15 protein-coding genes and 1 pseudogene are annotated in these 16,477 nt (G+C 70.2%); 7 read left to right on the top strand and 9 right to left on the bottom strand.

The features are described from left to right. The 4 genes from B0F77_RS06355 to B0F77_RS47740 form a co-directional block, all read right to left on the bottom strand. A partial coding sequence (locus B0F77_RS06355; protein ID WP_281252472.1) for a transcription antitermination factor NusB occupies nucleotides 1–932 on the bottom strand: 932 nt, incomplete at its 3' end. Nucleotides 933–1,402: 470 nt separating this feature from the next. Next, on the bottom strand, nucleotides 1,403–2,329 hold the full coding sequence (gene fmt / locus B0F77_RS06350) for a methionyl-tRNA formyltransferase (protein WP_086661815.1): 927 nt from the start codon (nucleotides 2,327–2,329) through the stop codon (nucleotides 1,403–1,405). Nucleotides 2,330–2,331: 2 nt separating this feature from the next. Then, nucleotides 2,332–2,880 carry a peptide deformylase gene (def, locus tag B0F77_RS06345; protein WP_086661814.1) on the bottom strand — a complete coding sequence of 183 codons (549 nt, stop codon included), beginning with the start codon at nucleotides 2,878–2,880 and terminating at the stop codon, nucleotides 2,332–2,334. 47 nt (nucleotides 2,881–2,927) lie between these two features. Next, nucleotides 2,928–3,077, bottom strand: a complete 150-nt coding sequence (locus B0F77_RS47740) for a hypothetical protein (protein ID WP_158102617.1) — start codon at nucleotides 3,075–3,077, stop codon at nucleotides 2,928–2,930. A 129-nt stretch (nucleotides 3,078–3,206) separates the two neighbouring features. Between B0F77_RS47740 and B0F77_RS06340 the strand changes: the two genes are divergently transcribed. From B0F77_RS06340 to B0F77_RS06330, 3 genes are read left to right on the top strand one after another with little or no spacing between them, the layout of a single operon-like run. Further along, nucleotides 3,207–3,800, top strand: coding sequence for a sigma-70 family RNA polymerase sigma factor (locus B0F77_RS06340; protein WP_086661843.1), 594 nt, complete (start codon nucleotides 3,207–3,209; stop codon nucleotides 3,798–3,800). Continuing rightward, nucleotides 3,800–4,930, top strand: a complete 1,131-nt coding sequence (locus B0F77_RS06335) for a hypothetical protein (protein WP_086661813.1) — start codon at nucleotides 3,800–3,802, stop codon at nucleotides 4,928–4,930. Before B0F77_RS06340 ends, B0F77_RS06335 begins: the two co-directional genes overlap by 1 nt. Before the next feature lie 10 nt (nucleotides 4,931–4,940). Further along, a complete protein-coding gene (locus tag B0F77_RS06330) occupies nucleotides 4,941–5,459 on the top strand; it encodes a DinB family protein (RefSeq protein WP_086661812.1) in 519 nt (172 codons plus the stop codon). Nucleotides 5,460–5,469: 10 nt separating this feature from the next. Here B0F77_RS06330 and ggt read toward each other — a convergent pair whose 3' ends face one another. Beyond that, nucleotides 5,470–7,239 carry a gamma-glutamyltransferase gene (gene ggt / locus B0F77_RS06325; protein ID WP_086661811.1) on the bottom strand — a complete coding sequence of 590 codons (1,770 nt, stop codon included), beginning with the start codon at nucleotides 7,237–7,239 and terminating at the stop codon, nucleotides 5,470–5,472. A gap of 66 nt (nucleotides 7,240–7,305) precedes the next feature. On the opposite strand from ggt, the gene B0F77_RS06320 reads away from it, so the two are divergent. Further along, on the top strand, nucleotides 7,306–7,770 hold the full coding sequence (locus tag B0F77_RS06320) for a hypothetical protein (protein WP_086661810.1): 465 nt from the start codon (nucleotides 7,306–7,308) through the stop codon (nucleotides 7,768–7,770). Here the strand turns inward: B0F77_RS06320 and B0F77_RS06315 are convergent. From B0F77_RS06315 to B0F77_RS50830, 4 genes and pseudogenes are all read right to left on the bottom strand, one after another. Next, the gene (locus tag B0F77_RS06315; protein WP_086661809.1) at nucleotides 7,767–10,139 is read right to left on the bottom strand and encodes a primosomal protein N' family DNA-binding protein; all 2,373 of its coding nucleotides are present in this window, start codon (nucleotides 10,137–10,139) and stop codon (nucleotides 7,767–7,769) included. The two genes, B0F77_RS06320 and B0F77_RS06315, sit on opposite strands and share 4 nt — an antisense overlap. A 102-nt stretch (nucleotides 10,140–10,241) precedes the next feature. Continuing rightward, nucleotides 10,242–12,188 carry a phosphocholine-specific phospholipase C gene (locus tag B0F77_RS06310; protein ID WP_086661808.1) on the bottom strand — a complete coding sequence of 649 codons (1,947 nt, stop codon included), beginning with the start codon at nucleotides 12,186–12,188 and terminating at the stop codon, nucleotides 10,242–10,244. 92 nt (nucleotides 12,189–12,280) lie between these two features. Further along, a complete protein-coding gene (locus B0F77_RS50500; RefSeq protein WP_158102616.1) occupies nucleotides 12,281–12,874 on the bottom strand; it encodes a S8 family serine peptidase in 594 nt (197 codons plus the stop codon). 5 nt (nucleotides 12,875–12,879) lie between these two features. After that, a pseudogene (locus B0F77_RS50830) lies at nucleotides 12,880–13,569 on the bottom strand (S8 family serine peptidase); the annotation flags it as partial. A gap of 172 nt (nucleotides 13,570–13,741) precedes the next feature. Between B0F77_RS50830 and B0F77_RS06295 the strand changes: the two are divergent. Genes B0F77_RS06295 through B0F77_RS06285 form a run of 3 tightly spaced genes read left to right on the top strand, consistent with a single transcriptional unit; the run spans nucleotide 13,742 to nucleotide 16,413 of the window. After that, entirely contained in the window at nucleotides 13,742–14,368 is a 627-nt protein-coding gene (locus B0F77_RS06295) for a hypothetical protein (RefSeq protein ID WP_143466595.1), read from the top strand. A gap of 49 nt (nucleotides 14,369–14,417) precedes the next feature. Beyond that, the gene (locus B0F77_RS06290) at nucleotides 14,418–14,804 is read left to right on the top strand and encodes an AfsR/SARP family transcriptional regulator (protein WP_086661804.1); all 387 of its coding nucleotides are present in this window, start codon (nucleotides 14,418–14,420) and stop codon (nucleotides 14,802–14,804) included. Then, nucleotides 14,755–16,413, top strand: a complete 1,659-nt coding sequence (locus B0F77_RS06285) for an ATP-binding protein (protein ID WP_086661803.1) — start codon at nucleotides 14,755–14,757, stop codon at nucleotides 16,411–16,413. Before B0F77_RS06290 ends, B0F77_RS06285 begins: the two co-directional genes overlap by 50 nt. Nucleotides 16,414–16,477 lie beyond the last annotated feature (64 nt).

Here is a 16,477-nt window from a genome sequence, read left to right as displayed (position 1 = left end):
AGGGCGGCCTTGCCACCGGGGCCAGCGCAGAGGTCCAGCCAGCGGTCGTCCGTACCTCCGTTGTCACCGCCCTCGATCGGCGCGCGGGTCAGGGCGAGTGCGCAGAGCTGGCTGCCCTCGTCCTGGACGTGGGCGAGGCGTTCCCGGACGGGCTCGAGATCGCCCGGGTCGCCCGCCCCCGCCTCCAGGTGCACGCCGTAGGGCGAGTAGGGCGCCACGTCGCCGCCGGTGATGGCGGCGAGCTCGTCGGCGCTCACCTCGCCCGGACGTGCCACCAGGTGCACGGCCGGCCTGGCGTCGTCGGCCTCCAGGGCGCGCTTGAGCGGCTCGTCCCGGCTGCCGAGGGCCTCAGCGAACGCCTGCGCGATCCAGCGCGGGTGGGCATGGGTGAAGGCGAGGTTGCCGACCGGGTCGGTGTCCGGGTCGGGCGCGAGCTCGTCGACCCAGGCCGCCTCGTCCTGCTCCGCGACCCGGCGCAGGACGGCGTTGACGAAGCCCGCGATCCCGGACCCGAGCTCGGCCCGGACGAGGTCGACGGTGGAGGCGACCGCCGCGTGCGACGGAATGCGCGTGCGCAGCAGTTGATACGCACCGAGCCGCAACGCGTCGAGCGCCGAGCCGTCCACTTCGGACAGGGGCCGGTCCGAGCACGCCTCGATGACGGCGTCGAGCAACCCCTGCGCGCGCGCCGCACCGTAGGTGAGCTCGGTGGCGAGCGCCGCATCACGGCCAGTGATGCGACGGTCGCGCAGCAGCTGCGGCAACACGAGGTTCGCGTACGCGTCCCGCTGCCGCACCGCCCGCAACGTCTCCAACGCGGCCAGGCGCGCCGGATCCTCCACCGGCGGCCGGGACGGCCCGGTGCGCCGCCGCGGCGGATGCGGCCTCTGTGGACGGGACGGCTTGGAGGCTCCTCGCGAGTAGCCGGTCATGCGATGCACTCTCCTGCTGCGGCGCGACCAACGCGCGCCAAGTTCGTGTCTGCCAACAAGCGCCCCCGCGCCCCACCACGGCCCGACGCCCCACCGGCACCAACCAGCTCGGCCCGGCCTTCTCGCACTGGCGCGGCGACTCCACGCATCCGAATCACGGAGCACCTCATGCGACGCACTCTCCCGCTGCGGCGCGGCCAACACGCGCCAAATTCGTGTCTGCCGCCAAACGCCCCCGCGCCCCACCGGCACCAACCAGCACGGCCCGGCGTTCCCACGCCAGCGCGGCAACTCCACGCGCCTGAGTCACGGAGCACCTCATGCGATCCGCTCCCCTGCTGCGGCGGCGCCAACACGCGCCAAGTTCATGTCTGCCGGCAAGCGCCCCCGTGCCCCACCAGCACCAACCAGCACAGCCCAGCCTTCGCGCGCCGGCGCGGCAACTCCACGCACCCGAATCACGGAGCACCTCATGCGATCCGCTCCCCCGCCTCGATGCGCACGCCACGCGCCCAGTCGGTGGCGGCCATGCGCTTCTTGCCCTGCGCCTGGACCTCACCGAGGGCCACGGCGGTGGTCGCCGTGCCCACGAGCACGCGCTTGCGTTCGACCTGGATCTCCCCGGCCGGCAGCGTCACGTCGTCCACGGGCGTGACGGGGCCGAGCTTGAGCCGCTCATCCCGGAACTCGGCCCACGCGCCGGGTTCCGGCGTCACGGCGCGCGCCAGGCGGTCGACGGCCACGGCGGGCGCGGTGAAGTCGAGGCGCGCGTCCTCGACTGAGATCTTGGCGGCGTAGGTGATGCCGTCGGAGGGCTGGTCGACGGCGCGCAGGGTGCCGTCCTCGATTCCGTCCACAGTGGACAGCAGCAGCCGGGCGCCTGACTCGGACAGCCGGGTCAGCAGGTCGCCGGAGGTGTCGCGGTCGCGCACCTTCTCGGTCACCACGCCGAACACCGGGCCCGCGTCGAGCTCGCGCACGATCCGGAACGTCGAGGCGCCCGTGATGTCGTCGCCGTTGCGCACGGCGGCCTGCACCGGCGCGGCGCCGCGCCATGCGGGCAGCACGGAGAAGTGGAGGTTGACCCAGCCGAACTTCGGGACGTCGAGCGTCCGCTGCGGCAGCAGGTTGCCGTAGGCGACGACCGGGCAGAGGTCGGGTTCGAGGGCGCGCAGGCGGTCCAGGAACTCGGGGTCCCCGGCCTTCGCGGGCGTCAGCACCTCGATTCCGTGTTCGTCGGCCAGGGCGGCAACCGGGGAACGTTCGAGACGACGGCCTCGGCCGGAGGGGGCGTCGGGGCGGGTGACCACGGCGACGACGTCGTGGCGAGGAGAGTCGATGAAGGCGCGCAGCGAGGGCAGTGCGACCTCGGGCGTACCGGCGAACACGAGTCGCATGGTCAGCTGGACCTGCCGAAGAGTGGGTGCGGGCTCTGCTTCAAGGTGGGGACCGTACCGTCGAACCACTCGGCCTGCCGGATCTCCCTCATGGCCACCTTGCGCGTCTCGGCGTCGAGGCGGTCGAGGAACAGCACTCCGTCGAGGTGGTCCGTCTCGTGCTGGATGCAGCGGGCCAGCGTCTCGGTGCCTTCGACCTCGACGGGCTCACCGTGCATGTTCCAGCCCTTGGCCACGACGTGCAGGTGGCGCTTGCAGTCCCACGACATGCCGGGGATGGACAGGCAGCCCTCGGGACCGTCCTGCATCTCCTCGCCGACCACCTCCCACGTGGGGTTGACGAGGTGTCCCGCGAAGCCGTCGCAGTGGTAGGTGAACACGCGCAGTCCAACGCCGAGCTGAGGCGCGGCGAGTCCCGCCCCGCCCGCGTCCTGCATCGAGTCCCACAGGTCCTTGACCAGGGTGCGCAGTTCCTTGTCGAAGTCGGTGACCTCGACAGCGGCGGTGCGCAGGACCGGGTCTCCGAACAGGCGGATGGGTTGGACGGTCACGCAGTACTCCTCGTGGTGGACTGGTGGCCAGTCTACGAGGAGCGCGGTCAGTGCTCGGACGCGCTGCCGAGGAAGATCACGCCCACCAGCGCCACGAGGAAGTGGCCGGTGAACCGCAGCGCCGTCAGCACGGGGCGGAACAGCGCGTGGAAGTTGAAGTGGACCGCCGGAGCGTTGGAAACAGTGTGCGTCGTCATGCCATCAACTGTGCCGTTCGCGCAGGTCAGCCCACATCGGCTCGCGGTATCGAGGCTGCATCGGCCCGAGGTAGGAAGATCGGGTGCAACACTCGGCCGGAAGGTGGACACCTCCAGGTCATGAGGCTGATGCGACCGAGCTGGGAGGGGGCGGCCGCCGTGCCCGACGACGCCCCGTCGGACGCCGAACTGTGGGCACAGGGCGACGAGCACGCGTTCGGCGAGCTCTACGACCGCTACGCCGAGGCGGTGTGGAACCACGCCTACCGGCTGACCGCGTCGTGGTCGACGGCGGAGGACCTGACGTCGGCGACGTTCCTCACAGCCTGGCGGCGCCGGGCCGGGATGACCCTCGTGCGGGACAGCGCGCTGCCGTGGCTGTTCACCGTCGCGGGCAACCTGGCGCGCTCGGAGTTCCGTCGCAAAGCCAGGTTCACCCGCCTGCTGCTCCGCGTCCCCCACGATGACGTTCAGCGCGACCACGCCGACGAGGTCGTGTCATCGCTCGACCACGAGGCCCGTCTCAGCCAGGTGCTGGAGGCCGTCGAACGTCTCCCCCGCGCCGAACGCGAGGCCGTGGAACTCGTCCTGCTCGGCGAACTGACCGCGGCGGAAGCAGCCGCGGCCCTGGGCGTGGCCGAGGTGAGCGTCCGCTCCCGTATCTCCCGCGCCCGCAGCCGCCTGCGCAAGATGCTCGCCGACGACACCCTGGAGGTGGAGTGATGACCATCGACCTGCCGCCCCGCCGGGCCCTGCCCCCGGACGTCAAGGAACGCATGCGTCCGGACTTCACCAAGACGCGGACCCGCCGCAACCACACCCCGCTCGCCGTAGCCGCGGGCGTCACGCTCCTCGTCGCGGGCGGCATCACCATCACCCAGTCGGCGACCCACGACCTCGCCCCGGCCCGCGACCGCGTCGTCGCTCCGTCCAGCCGAGATCTCGCTCGCTGCCGCACCGCTCTGAACGACCAGAACTGGTCCTCCGCCGAAATGGTCGTCTTCGGGCTGCGCAAGGTCCTGGCCGGCACGGACGGCCGCTTCTGCGAGCTCACCGCTTCGCGCGCCAGCGTCGCACCGCAGGGCTTTGAGCCGACCCGCCTGGATGCCGGCACGATCACCTACAGGTCCAGCAACGTCATCGCTGGTGTGCCTCCATTGGGTACGCGGGCGGTGAAGGCACGCGAAACCGTCTCCGGCAAGCCCCTCCACTCCTCCAGCGGCGTCGTCACACCCGATTTCTTCATCGTCCACGTCTCGGCCGCGATGCGGACCAATGAGATCGTCTTCGACGAGCAGGTCTTCCCCGTCCAGCGGTTCACGTCGTGGTCGGCGAACGGGGTCACGGACAGCTTTGAGAGCGACGACAGCGACCCGTGGGCGTCCGTCAACGTCCTCGCCAGGTGCATCGACAACGCCTTCAACAACAACAAGACCGTCGACGAGCTCCGAGGCTGGGAGCCGTTGCTGGAGTCCGGCCTCGAGCAGCACCGCGGCATGCTGCTCGCCCACCGCGGCCACCGGGAGTGGGCGACCTGTGCGTTCACCGAGACCCGCTCGGACAGCCTGTCGCTGATCCGCACGACGTCCGGCAAGCCGGACTCCGCGCTGGTCGTCGGCGGCCACCAGTCCGGATCCGAGTTCATCATGGCCGGACGCACCACCAGCGCCGCGAAAACCGTCGAGGTGTCCGGCACAGGCGTTTTCCCGATGACGACGAACGTCGCCGACGGCCACTTCATCGCAACGTTCTCGTTGCCCATCGGGAACGACCGGATGCTTTCTCCCGCCGACATGCGCCTGGTGGCGCGCAACGCCGAGGGAGAGATCGTCTACGAGGGCGGCATCAGCTAACTATGAACCCATGACCTGGACAGCACCCGAAGTAGAAGTGACCGACGAACCACTGCTCGGCGCGGAACGCCCGATGCTGGAAGCGTGGCTCGACCGCCATCGAGCCACCTTCCTGGCCAACTGCGCGGGACTCACCGGCGAACAGCTCGCGATCGCCTCGACTCCTCCGTCGAACCTGACCCTGCTGGGCCTGATCCGCCACCTGACCGATGTGGAACGCGTCTGGTTCCGCAGGCGTCTGGCCGGCGAGGACGTCAGCGGCCGCTACAGCAAACCCGGCACCTCGGGCGGTTCCTTCTCCGATCTCGACCCGGCCCGTGCCGAGGCCGAGTACGCCGCTCTCCTCGCCGAAATGGCCGAGTCCCGCATGGCGATCGCCACGCGGGACCTCGACGACACCTTCGTCCACGAGCGAGTGGGCGAGATTTCCGTGCGCTGGCTCTACATCCACCTGATCGAGGAGTACGCGCAGCACAACGGGCACGCCGACCTCATCCGCGAACGCATCGACGGACGCACCAACGACTAGCCGGGAAAGCTCAGCCCACCCACACGACGCGGGCGGCGCCTCCGCCGCGTCGCGTCGGTTCGGCCACGGCGCGCCAGCGGCCGTCCTTGGTGCGTTCGACGCCCGTGGCGGCGCCGATCTCGGCGTTCTGGCTGAACGTGTGGCCGATGGTCTTCAGGCCCTGGGTGGTCCCCGCGGCGATGAACTCCTTCTCCGCCGGGGTGATGGCCGCGTTGCGCTGGGAGGCGCGCGGGGCCGCCACGGCGTCACGCAGGGACATGTTTCGGTCCAGGCGTCCGGTCAGGATCTGGGTGACCGTGGTGATGATGGTCGAGCCACCGGGTGAACCGACGGCGAGGAGCACCTTGCCGTGGTCCAGGACGATGGTCGGGGCCATCGACGAACGCGGGCGCTTGCCGGGACCCGGGAGGTTCGGGTGCGGGACGCCGGCGGTCGGGGCGACGAACTCGAAGTCGGTGAGTTCGTTGTTGAGCAGGAAACCCCGGCCAGGGACGACGATGCCGCTGCCGCCCTCCGCCTCGATGGTGAGCGTGTAGGAGACCACGTTGCCCCAGCGGTCGGCGACGGTGAGGTGGGTGGTGCGCTCGGCGTCCTCACGCAGTGCCGACATGCCGGCGGTGGCTTCACACGCCTGGGGGTTGTTCGGGTCGGCGGCGGGCTGCGGGGCGGGCAGCACGGCGTCGGGCTTGATCAGGCACGCGCGGCTGTCGGCGAACTTCTGCGAGAGCAGGCCCTCGGTCGGCACCTTGGAGAAAGCCGGGTCGCCCACCCAGCGCAGCCGGTCGGCGAACGCGAGCTTCGTCGACTCGATGAAGCGGTGCAGGTACTGGACGTCGGAGGCCTTCGAGAGGTCGGTCGACTCGAGGATGTTCAGGGCCTCGCCGACGGTCGTGCCGCCGGACGACGGCGCCGCCATGCCGTAGACGTCGAGGCCGCGGTAGCGCGTGTGCGTGGGCTCGCGGCGTTCGACCTGGTAGCGGGCCAGGTCGGAGATCTCCATGGCGCCGGGGCGGACGTTGCGGGTCGAGCCCGGCACGACCGGCGGCTGCCCGACGGCCTTCACCAGGTCGCGGCCGACCGCGCCGCCGTACAGCGAGGCCAGCTCGGTGCGGGCCAGTTCGCGGTAGGTGTCGGCGAGCTGCGGGTTGCGGAACGTGCTGCCCACCGCGGGCGGCTGGCCGCCGGGCAGGTAGAGGTCGCGGGTCGAGGTGAAGTCCGCGAAGCGGGCGGCGTTGTTCGCGATCTGCGTGTTGAACGTCTGGTCGACGACGAAACCACGCCGTGCCAACGCTTCCGCGGGCGCCATGGCCTCGCGCAGGTTCAGCGTGCCCCACTTGCGCAGCGCCTGCTGCCACGTCCTGGGCGTGCCGGGGACGCCGACGGACAGGCCGCTGGTCATCGCCTCGGCGAACGGGAGCGGCTTGCCGTTCTCCACGAACAGCTGGTCGGTCGCGGTGCGCGGCGCGGTCTCGCGCCCGTCCAGAGTGGACACACGACCGGTGCGGGCGTCGTAGTGGACGAAGAACCCTCCGCCACCGATGCCGGCGCTGAACGGGTCGGTGACGCCGAGCGCGGCGGCGGTGGCGACCGCGGCGTCGACGGCGTTGCCACCGCGGCGGAGCACGTCGATGCCGATCTGGGACGCGTCGGGGTCGACGCTGGAGACGGCGCCGCCCCAGCCGACCTGCTCGGGCACGCGAGGCGGTGGTTCCGCCGCAACCGCCTGAGCGGGAGCGACCAGTACGACGGAGAGCGTCAGGGCGGCAACCGTTCGCAACATGCGGAAAACTTCTACTCCGTCGCGACCAGATGGCAACACTCCTTGAGGAAGGCCTAAGGTGCGGGTGTGTCGATCGATCTTGACCGGTTGCGAACGGATTTCGCGAACACCCCGCTCGACGAGGCTGACCGCGAGGAGGTGCTGCATGTCCTCCTGCGCGAACGCCGCGAGGGTGACGCGGACCTGCTGCGCCACCTGCTGGCCGCCGAGACGGCCGCCCACCGCGAGGGCTGGGGCCTGAGCGAGACGATGGTCCTCGCCGCGCTGCTGCTCGCCGAGTGCGGCCGCGAGGAGGACGTCTGGACGTTGTGGGAGGCCAAGAACGCCTCGTTCGACACGATGGCGGGCCTCGACGGCTTCCTGCTGTTCCCGGCGGGCATCTCGGGCACCACGGCGCACGTGATCGCGAGCGAGGACCACCCCGAGCGCGGCGACCTGATGACGTACATGAGCGAGTACCTCGAGTACGAGAAGCTCACCGACGAGCAGATTCGCGAGCACATCGCGGAACTGCGCTCCCACTACGTCTAGAGCACCTCGAGCGGGTCGAGCTTGATCCGCACCAGCTCCTGCTCCTTCCGCGCCGTCCGCACGGCCTGCGCCTCGGCGAGCACTGCGGCCAGCTGCCGCCCCTCACCCCGCGCGACCCGCACCAGCGCCCGTTCCCTGGTCTCGTCGTCGCCGAGCGGCACCGGCCCGAGGACCTCACCGGTCGACGGCAACCGCAGCTCGTCGAGCAGCGCGTTCACCGCGTCCGGGGTGCCGTCGACGGTCGCCATCCGCACCGCCGGCGGGAACCCGAGTTCCGTGCGCGCGGCGAGTTCGGTGGCGGCGTGCCACACCGGATCCCAGCGCACGAGGGCCTGCACCGGCGTGAGCGACGAGTCCGCGATGACGACCACCCGCCCGTTGCCCGGCCGCACCAGCCCCGCGGCCGTCATCCAGCGTCGCAACGCCTCCTCGGACGCCCTGAGGTCGGCCCTGCCCAGCAACGCCCACCCGTCGAGCAACAGCACCGCGCCGTAACCGCCCTCGGCCACGGGCTCGGCGCCGGGCGTCGCCACCACCAGCGCGGGCTTGCCCGGCACCGTGGTCAGCACCTCGTCCGCACCGCTGGTCCGCACCGGATACCCCGGGAACGCCCGCCCCAGCTCTTCGGCCGTGCGCCGAGCCCCGATGATCTGCCCGCGGAGCCTGCGGCTGCCACAGGTCGGACATCGGAACGCGGCCTCCGTCGCCGCGCACCACCGGCAGTACGCGGGCTTCGGCACCCCGTCCTGAGTGCCGCCGGGAAGTGCCAGCGGCCCCGCGCACCGGCGACACCTCGCCGGCCCACGGCACTGCCCGCAAGCCAGGGCGGGCACGTACCCGCGCCGCGGCACCTGGATGAGGACGGGCGAGTCGCTGAGGGCGAAGCGCGCCGCGTCGAAGGCGATGGACGGCAGCCGAGCCGTGCGAGCGGCCGGGTCCTTGACGTCCTGCCAGTCGTTGTCGCCGACCGACACCACCCGCGGCGCGATGGCGCGCAGGGTCTCGCGCGACGCCACGATCTCGTGCGCCCAGCCCGTCTCGACGAGCAACTGCGCCTCCGCCGTGCGCGCGAACCCGCCGATCAACAACGCCGCGCCGGACATGTGAGCCCGCTGCACCAGCACGTCGCGCACGTTCGGGTACGGCGACCGCTGCTCGACGTGCAGATCGTCGCCGTCGTCCCACACCACGAGCAACCCAGGATCCTTGACCGGGGCGAACGCCGTGGCCCGCGTCCCCACGACCACCTGCGCGATCCCCCGGCGCACCGCCAGCCAACGCTTGTAGCGCTCGGACGGCCCCAGATCGGCGGAGAGAGTCACCACCCCTTCGATGAGCCGGCCACACGCCTCGGCGACACGGGCGAGGTCGCGATGGTCAGGTACGACGATCACGACCCCCCGCCCACTGGACGCGACCGCGGCCGCCGCCTCGGCCAGCCGGGCGGGCCAGTCCTCGGAGGGCAGCGCCTGCCAGACGGCGTGCGCGGGGCGGCCTTCGCGGAGGGCTTCGAGGTACTTGGGGCCGCGTGGGTAGCGCGCCCAGGCGTCGGCGGGGACGGGCGGTAGCTGAGAACGCGCGGAGGGAGCCGTGGCGGAATCCTCGGGGGAAGCCGAGTGCGCGGCTGTAAGTGCCTGTGGCGTGGTCACGTCAGGCGCGGCTTCAGCGGCCGACGTGGGAACGGCTGCGGGATCACCTGACGGCGTGTCCCCCGAAGGACCCGTCGGCTGCTCGGACGCTGGTTCAGAGGTCGGCTGTTCGACGGGCGCCGCCGTCGACCCCCCGGCGGCGGCAAGCGGCTCGCCGGTCGGTTCGGCGGCCGCGTCCACGGACAGTGCGGCGCCGGTTGGCTGGTCGGCGGGCGCGTCCGCCGAGCCCTCGGTGGTGGTCGGCTGCGCAGCGGTGACCGGCTGTTCAGCGGGCGTTCGCTGGCCCACCCAGGCCGGGATCTGGGGTAGCGGGGGCGGTTCGGGGGAGGCTGCCGCTTCCGCTCGGGCGTGCCGGGGCGGGATGGCCAGGCGCAGCACGTCGATCATGCCGCCCGCGTACCTGTCGGCGATGGCGCGGGCCAGGGCGGCGATCTCCGGGGCCAGGACCGGCTCGGGCGAGACGACCTTTTCGATGAAAGCCAGTTTTTTGCCGTACTCGGAGGTTTCGGTGCGCTCCAGGAGGTAGCCGTCCACCAGTTGGCCCGCGAAGCGGACGCGGACGCGGCAGCCAGGGACGGCCGCGGTGTCCAGTTCGGACGGAACCGAGTAGTCGAAGGGGCGGTCCAGGTGGGCCAGCGGCACGTCCACCACGATTCGGGCGACCGGCAGCGACGCCGCGGGGACTCGTTCCCCTCGTCTTGCTCCGGTCTTCGCGCTCATGCCTCCTGGTGTATCAGACGACCCCGACAGTCACGCGTCGCGCCTCACCAAACCGGTGAAGCCCGCCACTGCGTTACCACCCGTGACCTCCACGGGGACACGTCAGCCCGAGATCGACTCCTGGCCGTTCTCGATGTGACCGCACAGGCGACGGCGGAACCGCGGCTCCTCCTCCACCGTCACCGTCAGGTCGTACCAGCCCGAGTTCATGACAGTCAGCCACGGGATCACGTGCCGATGCCCTGGTCTCACGACGTACCGCCGCCGCCCCAGCACGAACGTCAGACGTGAGGTCCCGGTGTTCTCGAACGTCAGTGTCAGCACACGGCTGTATCCGCGCACCGACGACGACACCCGCGCACGGCCAGAAGACGAACCGGCGAACTCGCGGCGGAAACCGTTGGGACCCAGCAACACCAGGTCGTGGTCACCGGCAAGCTCCACCGAAGAAGCAGAGGCGACGTCAAAGTGCTGCGGCACCGCGAACTGGCCCGAGTACGGGTACAGCGCGAAGTGCACGGAGGCAGAACCGGAGTTCGACATCTCCAACGTAGAACCGCGCAACGACGCGTCTGGCTGGTACGGCAGAGCGCGCGCACGTCGCCGTCCGGCCTCCTGCTCGGGCATCTTCTGTGTTGACGGGGGTGCGGGGCGCCAGCGCGGGGACGCCGGCGGCACTGCGGCGGGCTCGCCCACCTCGGGCCACGTGCGGCGCCGGTCGAAGTCGAACGCCGAGGTCAGGTCGCCCGTGACGGTGCGGCGCCAGGCGGAGATCTCCTCCGAGCGCACGCCGGTCCACCGCTCCAGGAACTGCGTCATCGACGTGTGGTCGAACACCTGCGAACACACGTAACCGCCAACGGACCACGGCGAGACGACGGTCATCGGCACGCGCGCGCCGAGGCCCAACGGCCGGTCACCCACGTACTCATCCGTCACCGACAACGGCGGGCGCGGCGGCGGTACGTGGTCGTAGAAGCCGTCGTTCTCGTCGTACGTGATGAACAGCACCGTCGACTCCCACACGTCCTGGTTGGAGGCCAACGCGTCCAGCACCTGGTAGGTGATCGAGGCGGAGGCGGCGGGCGACGACGCGCCGGGGTGTTCGGAGTCCACGGAGGACGGCACCAGGTAGGAGACGGAAGGCAAGCGGCCGCCCTCGACGTCTGCCCGGAACGCCTCGCCCAGCCCACCGGGCCGCACGCGGTGCAATCCGCGCTCGTACAAGGACTTCTCCGCGGCGGACAACCGGGACAGGTCGATCGAACCGATCAGCGCGGGGTCCCCGGTCCCGTACAGCTTGTCCAGGGACTTGAACCCCGCGGGCAGCACCTTGCGCGCGATCTCCTTGAACCGCACGTAGAACTCCAGGTTGTTGTCCTGGAAGTTGTCCCACTCCTGATACACGCGCCACGACTTCCCTGCCGCCTCAAGGCGTTCGGGATACGTCTTCCACGTGTACCCGGTGTGGGTGTCTTCGCTGTAGGCCGCGTTGCCGGTCGCACGAGCACCAGAAGGCTCGAAACCGGTGTACCCGGACACCCAGTAGTTCCGGTTCGGCGAAGTAGATGACGGCACCGAACAGTGGTACGCGTCGCACAGCGTGAAGGTGTCGGCCAGCTCGTAGTGGAACGGGATGTCCTGCCGCGTGTAGAACGCCATCGTCGCCGCGGTCTTCGCCGGCACCCAGTTGTCGTTCCACCCGCCGCGCAACGCCGAGTGTCCACCGTTCCAGCTGTGGTCCAGGTCGCCGATGTACTGGATGTCACGCCCGGACGCTGCCTCACGCACCGGGAACGGCAGCACGCCCGACTGGTTGAACACACCCTTCAGGGCGTTGCGGTCGGAGAACCCGCGCACGCCACCAAGTGTTCCGTAGTAGTGGTCGAACGAACGGTTCTCCTGCATCAACAGCACGACGTGCTTGATCGCGCGCAACCCTCCCGCACGGGGCTCACGGGCCAATGCGGCGTGCACCGACGGTGGCAGCAACGTGCCCGCGCCAGCAGCAGCGACGGCAGCCATGAACCCGCGACGAGAGAGCGACATGAGAAGAGTTTCTAGTCTCTGGACGTGTCGCGGAACCGACCCGCGTATGAACAAAGGCCCCGGATTCACCGGGGCCTCGTTCACACTCACACTCAGGGCGCCGCGATCGCAGCAGCGACACTCGCACGGGCGTCGAGCAGGCCCTTGCCGCACATCAACGCGGGCGGAAGCACCTTTGCCTTCAAGTGCAGCAACACCTGCGCGGGCGTGAGCAACGCCTTCAGGTGCTGCATCCGTGCGTGTTGCATCAGCGCCACGACACCGGCGACGTGCGGGGTCGCCATGCTGGTGCCCTGGTACTGCTTGTAGATCGACACGGCCGGCACCGTCGCGCCGTTGTTCAACGTCGACAGCACACCGTTCGCGACCAGCGGGGACGTCTCGCCACCCGGCGCGCAGATCTCGACCGTGGCGCCGAAGTTCGAGTACGAGGCGCGGTTGACCTGCCGGTCCGTGGCACCCGTGGTGATCACACCGGCGCAGTTCGCCGGGGTGGTGCCCGCGGCGTTCGCGGCGTCGTTGCCCGCCGCGACGACGACGGTGGCGCCGAACGTGTTGCGGGCCGGGTTGATGGCGCCCTGCAGCAGCGCGGGGCACGCGGCCGACGGACCGCCGAGCGACAGGTTGAGGATCTTGGCCGGGTCGGGTTCGCCGGAGCGCCCTCCACCGCGCCACCAGCCGCCCACACGATGCCCGCCGCGATGTCCGTCAAAGTGCCGCCACACGTGCCGAGGACACGCACGGGCACGACCTTGGCCAACGGTGCAACGCCCGTCACGCCCGTCATGTTGTTGCGCAACGCCGCCACTGTGCCCGCGACGTGCAGCCCGTGCCAGCTCGACAGCCGTGCGCCCGATCCAGGACCGCACTGCCCGGCCAACCGCCAGTCGCCCTGGTCGGCCGGGTTGGCGTCACGCTCGTTGCCGTCCTTGGCGAACCCGGCGTTGCTGATGAAGTCGTAGCCACCGACGTAGTTCGCGCTCAGGTCCGGGTGCGCGGTGCGGCCGGTGTCGATCACCGCGATCCGCTGGCCCAGTCCGGACGGCCCGAGGTCCCACGCGGGCGACAGCTGGATGCCGCCGGTCGCCTCCCAGTAGTGCCACTGCTGCGGCCACATCGGGTCGTTCGGCACGGCCGTGGCTTCGAGCACGATGTTCGGCTCCGCGTACTCGACGTCACCGCGCGCCATCAGCACCCGGATCGACTCCGCGGCGTCGCGGGAGGCGAGCACCTCGGCGCCGTCGGTGGCCTCCGCGACGGCCCTGGTCCGCGACTTCTCCAACGCGTCGGACCGCGACGCGCCCTCGCGGAACTTGACGATGATCTCCTGCTCCGGTTCCTCCTGCGCCGCCGCGATCAGCGGTGTCGCCGTCAGCGCCATCACGACGCCGAGCAGGGCTGCCATGCCGGTTCTCATGTTCTTCCTCCCCTTCCAACTTCACGGACGCCGAGAAGGAGAGACCCGCGCGGTTGTGACCCGGATGCGGTCGTCACAACCGATCCACAACAACATCCGCGTACTCACGTGCACACCGTCTTCGAGGGGGAACGACATGCTCCAACTCGTCCTCGCGGCAGCACTGGCCGCATCAGGAACCGCCGCCGCACCGGACCCCGCGACCAGCGCGCGGGTCGAGGCCGGCAGGCTCGTCATCACCGGGGCGCCTGCTCGCGCCAGCCAGATCCACGTCTCCGGCAACACCATCAGCGATGCCGGCACGATGCGGGCCGGTACCGGATGCACACGCCTGTCTGCCTCACGCGTCCAATGCGCGCAAGTCCAGAAGATCGTCATCTATCTGGGCAACCGCGACGACACGGTGCTCTACGACAGCGCCGTGCCCACCGAACAGCACGGTGGCGACGGCGACGACTCGCTGCAGGGCGGTTCCGGCGCCGACACGCTGGAAGGCGGTGACGGCAACGACAAGATCGACGGCGCCAAGGCGAACACGCGCGACCGCGCGGACTTCAGCGACCACACCGAGGGCATGACGATCGACCTCGCCGCTGGCGCCGCGACCAGACCCGGCGAGGTCGACGAGCTCAAGAACGTGCAGGACGTCAACGGCACCGCGGGGGACGACACGCTGTCCGGCAACGCCTGGCCCAACGTCATGAAGGGCCTCGGCGGCAACGACACGTGCACGGAGGGTTTGTACGACATGTGCGTTCAGTGAGTTCTCCCGTCCGATGTATCAGGGTCGGCCATAAAAGCTCCGCTCGTTCGTGGAGGTTCTGGACGTCCGCCTGCTCGGGCCCCTTGAAGTCACCGGGCCAGGCGGCGTGCTGCGCCTCGCCGGCACGCGCCAGCGCTCCCTCCTGGCGCTGCTGGCGATGCGCGCACCCTCGGTGCTCCCCGCAACCCGTCTCATCGACGCGTTGTGGGGCACCGAGCCTCCACCCACGGTGTTGCGCACGCTCCACGGCCACATCGCGCGCGTCCGTGCGGCCCTGACGGCGATCGGGCTCACCGACATCCTGGTCACCACCACTGCGGGTTATGCGTTGCGGATCGATCCATCGCGCGTGGACCTGACACGCTTCGAGCGCGCGCCCTCATCCCGTGCGGCACTCACGCTGTGGCGCGGCGGCCTTCACCATCACCACCCGTGAGCTCGGATCGCTCGGCGGCACCTTGGTGGTGCTGGACAACTGCGAACACCTGCGCGCTCAGTGCACCGCGTTCACCGTCTCTTACCCACGGCTCCGTGTGCTCGCTACGAGCCGTGAACCCCTCAATGTGCCGGGCGAGACCGTCTACCCGATCCCACCGCTCGCCGTGCCCGATCCGGACGTCCCGCGCTCCCTGACCGAACTGGCCGCGTACGACGCCGTCCGGCTGTTCCTGGACCGCGCCGCCCACACCTACACCGACGCGGACGCACCGGCGATCGCCCAGCTCTGCGCGGCGCTGGACGGCCTGCCGCTGGCGTTGGAACTGGCCGCCGCCCGCACCTCCGTCCTCACGCCGGCCCAGATCGTGCGCAGGCTGCGCGACAGGTTCGGCCTGCTGGGACCACTCAGGGCCGCCATCGCGTGGAGCCACGATCTGCTGACGTCCGCGGAACGCACGTTGTTCGCCGATCTCGCCGTGTGTGCGGGAGGTTTCCCTGCGGACCTCGTTGAGTCATTAGCAAGCTCGCTCGACGCACTAACGGGCCTTGTCGCGAAATCGCTCGTGCGGGTCTCACGAGTCGCGGGCGGAACCCGTTTCTCGATGTTGGAGACCGTGCACGCGTTCGCGTTAGAACAGCAAACAAGTGCACACGCCCGTGCGGCGGATTTCTTCTTATGTCTGGCCGAACGCGCCGAGGCCGACTCCACCGGCACGTTGCTCAATGAGCTACGCGTGGAGCACGCGAACCTCCAGCGCACCATGGACTGGTTCACCTCATCAGGTGACGTGACCAAGATCTTTCGCCTTGTTGTTGCGCTGCAACGATATTGGCACCGCACCGGCAACTACCGCGAGGGACGGCAGTGGCTGGACATCGCGCTCGAAGTTTCAGGACCGTTGCGCGGCAAGGCTTTGGCGTCGGCAGCGGCGCTGGCGTTGCTCGAATGCGACTACGCCGAGGCCGTGCGCTACGCTCGTGACGGGTTGACGACCGACCCCTCGCTCGCCGGAAGGCTGCACCAGCTGCTGGGCTCGGTCGCACGGGAACGCGGCGACTACGAGATGGCGCTGCACCACTATCAAGAAGCCGCATCCGCGTCGAACCCGGTCAACGCCGCCTACGCCCGTCAGCTCGCCGGTGCGACGTCCTGGCTCGCCGGTGATCTCGTGACGGCGGAGGCCGATCTTCAGGCATCACTGAAGTCACTGCGCGAACTGGGTGACCGGCGCGGTGCCACGTCGTCGCTCGCCTACCTGGGCGCCGTCGCCTGGTACCGGGGTGACCCGGCGCAAGCACGCGCATTGCTGGACGAAGCGCTGGACACGTTCGGAGAACTGGAGTTCAAGGAGGGCATCGCCTGGGCACTCAACCTGCTCGGCGTCGTCGAACGCGGCACCGGCAATCCCGACACCGCGCGTTCCCTGCTGGAACGCAGCCTCACCCTGCACCGCGAGCTCGGCGACCGCTGGCGCCAGGCGAGCGTGCTGGAGGCGTTGGCCGACGTCACGCAGAACCGGTCACTACGGGCGGAGGCGGCGGCGATCCGCACTGAGATCGGCGCGCCCGTTCCGACCGTGGAACGGGACATGGCGCGCTCTGGTTAGCGTTCAGGCAACGCACCGTTGTGACTCTCCTTCCGTACGCACCACACGGACAAGGGGAGGACAA

Origin of the sequence: Lentzea kentuckyensis (assembly GCF_002150765.1) — a bacterium.
Lineage (GTDB): Bacteria > Actinomycetota > Actinomycetes > Mycobacteriales > Pseudonocardiaceae > Lentzea > Lentzea kentuckyensis.
Note: the sequence above shows the minus strand (reverse complement) of the source record. Positions and strands in the feature narration are given on the sequence as shown.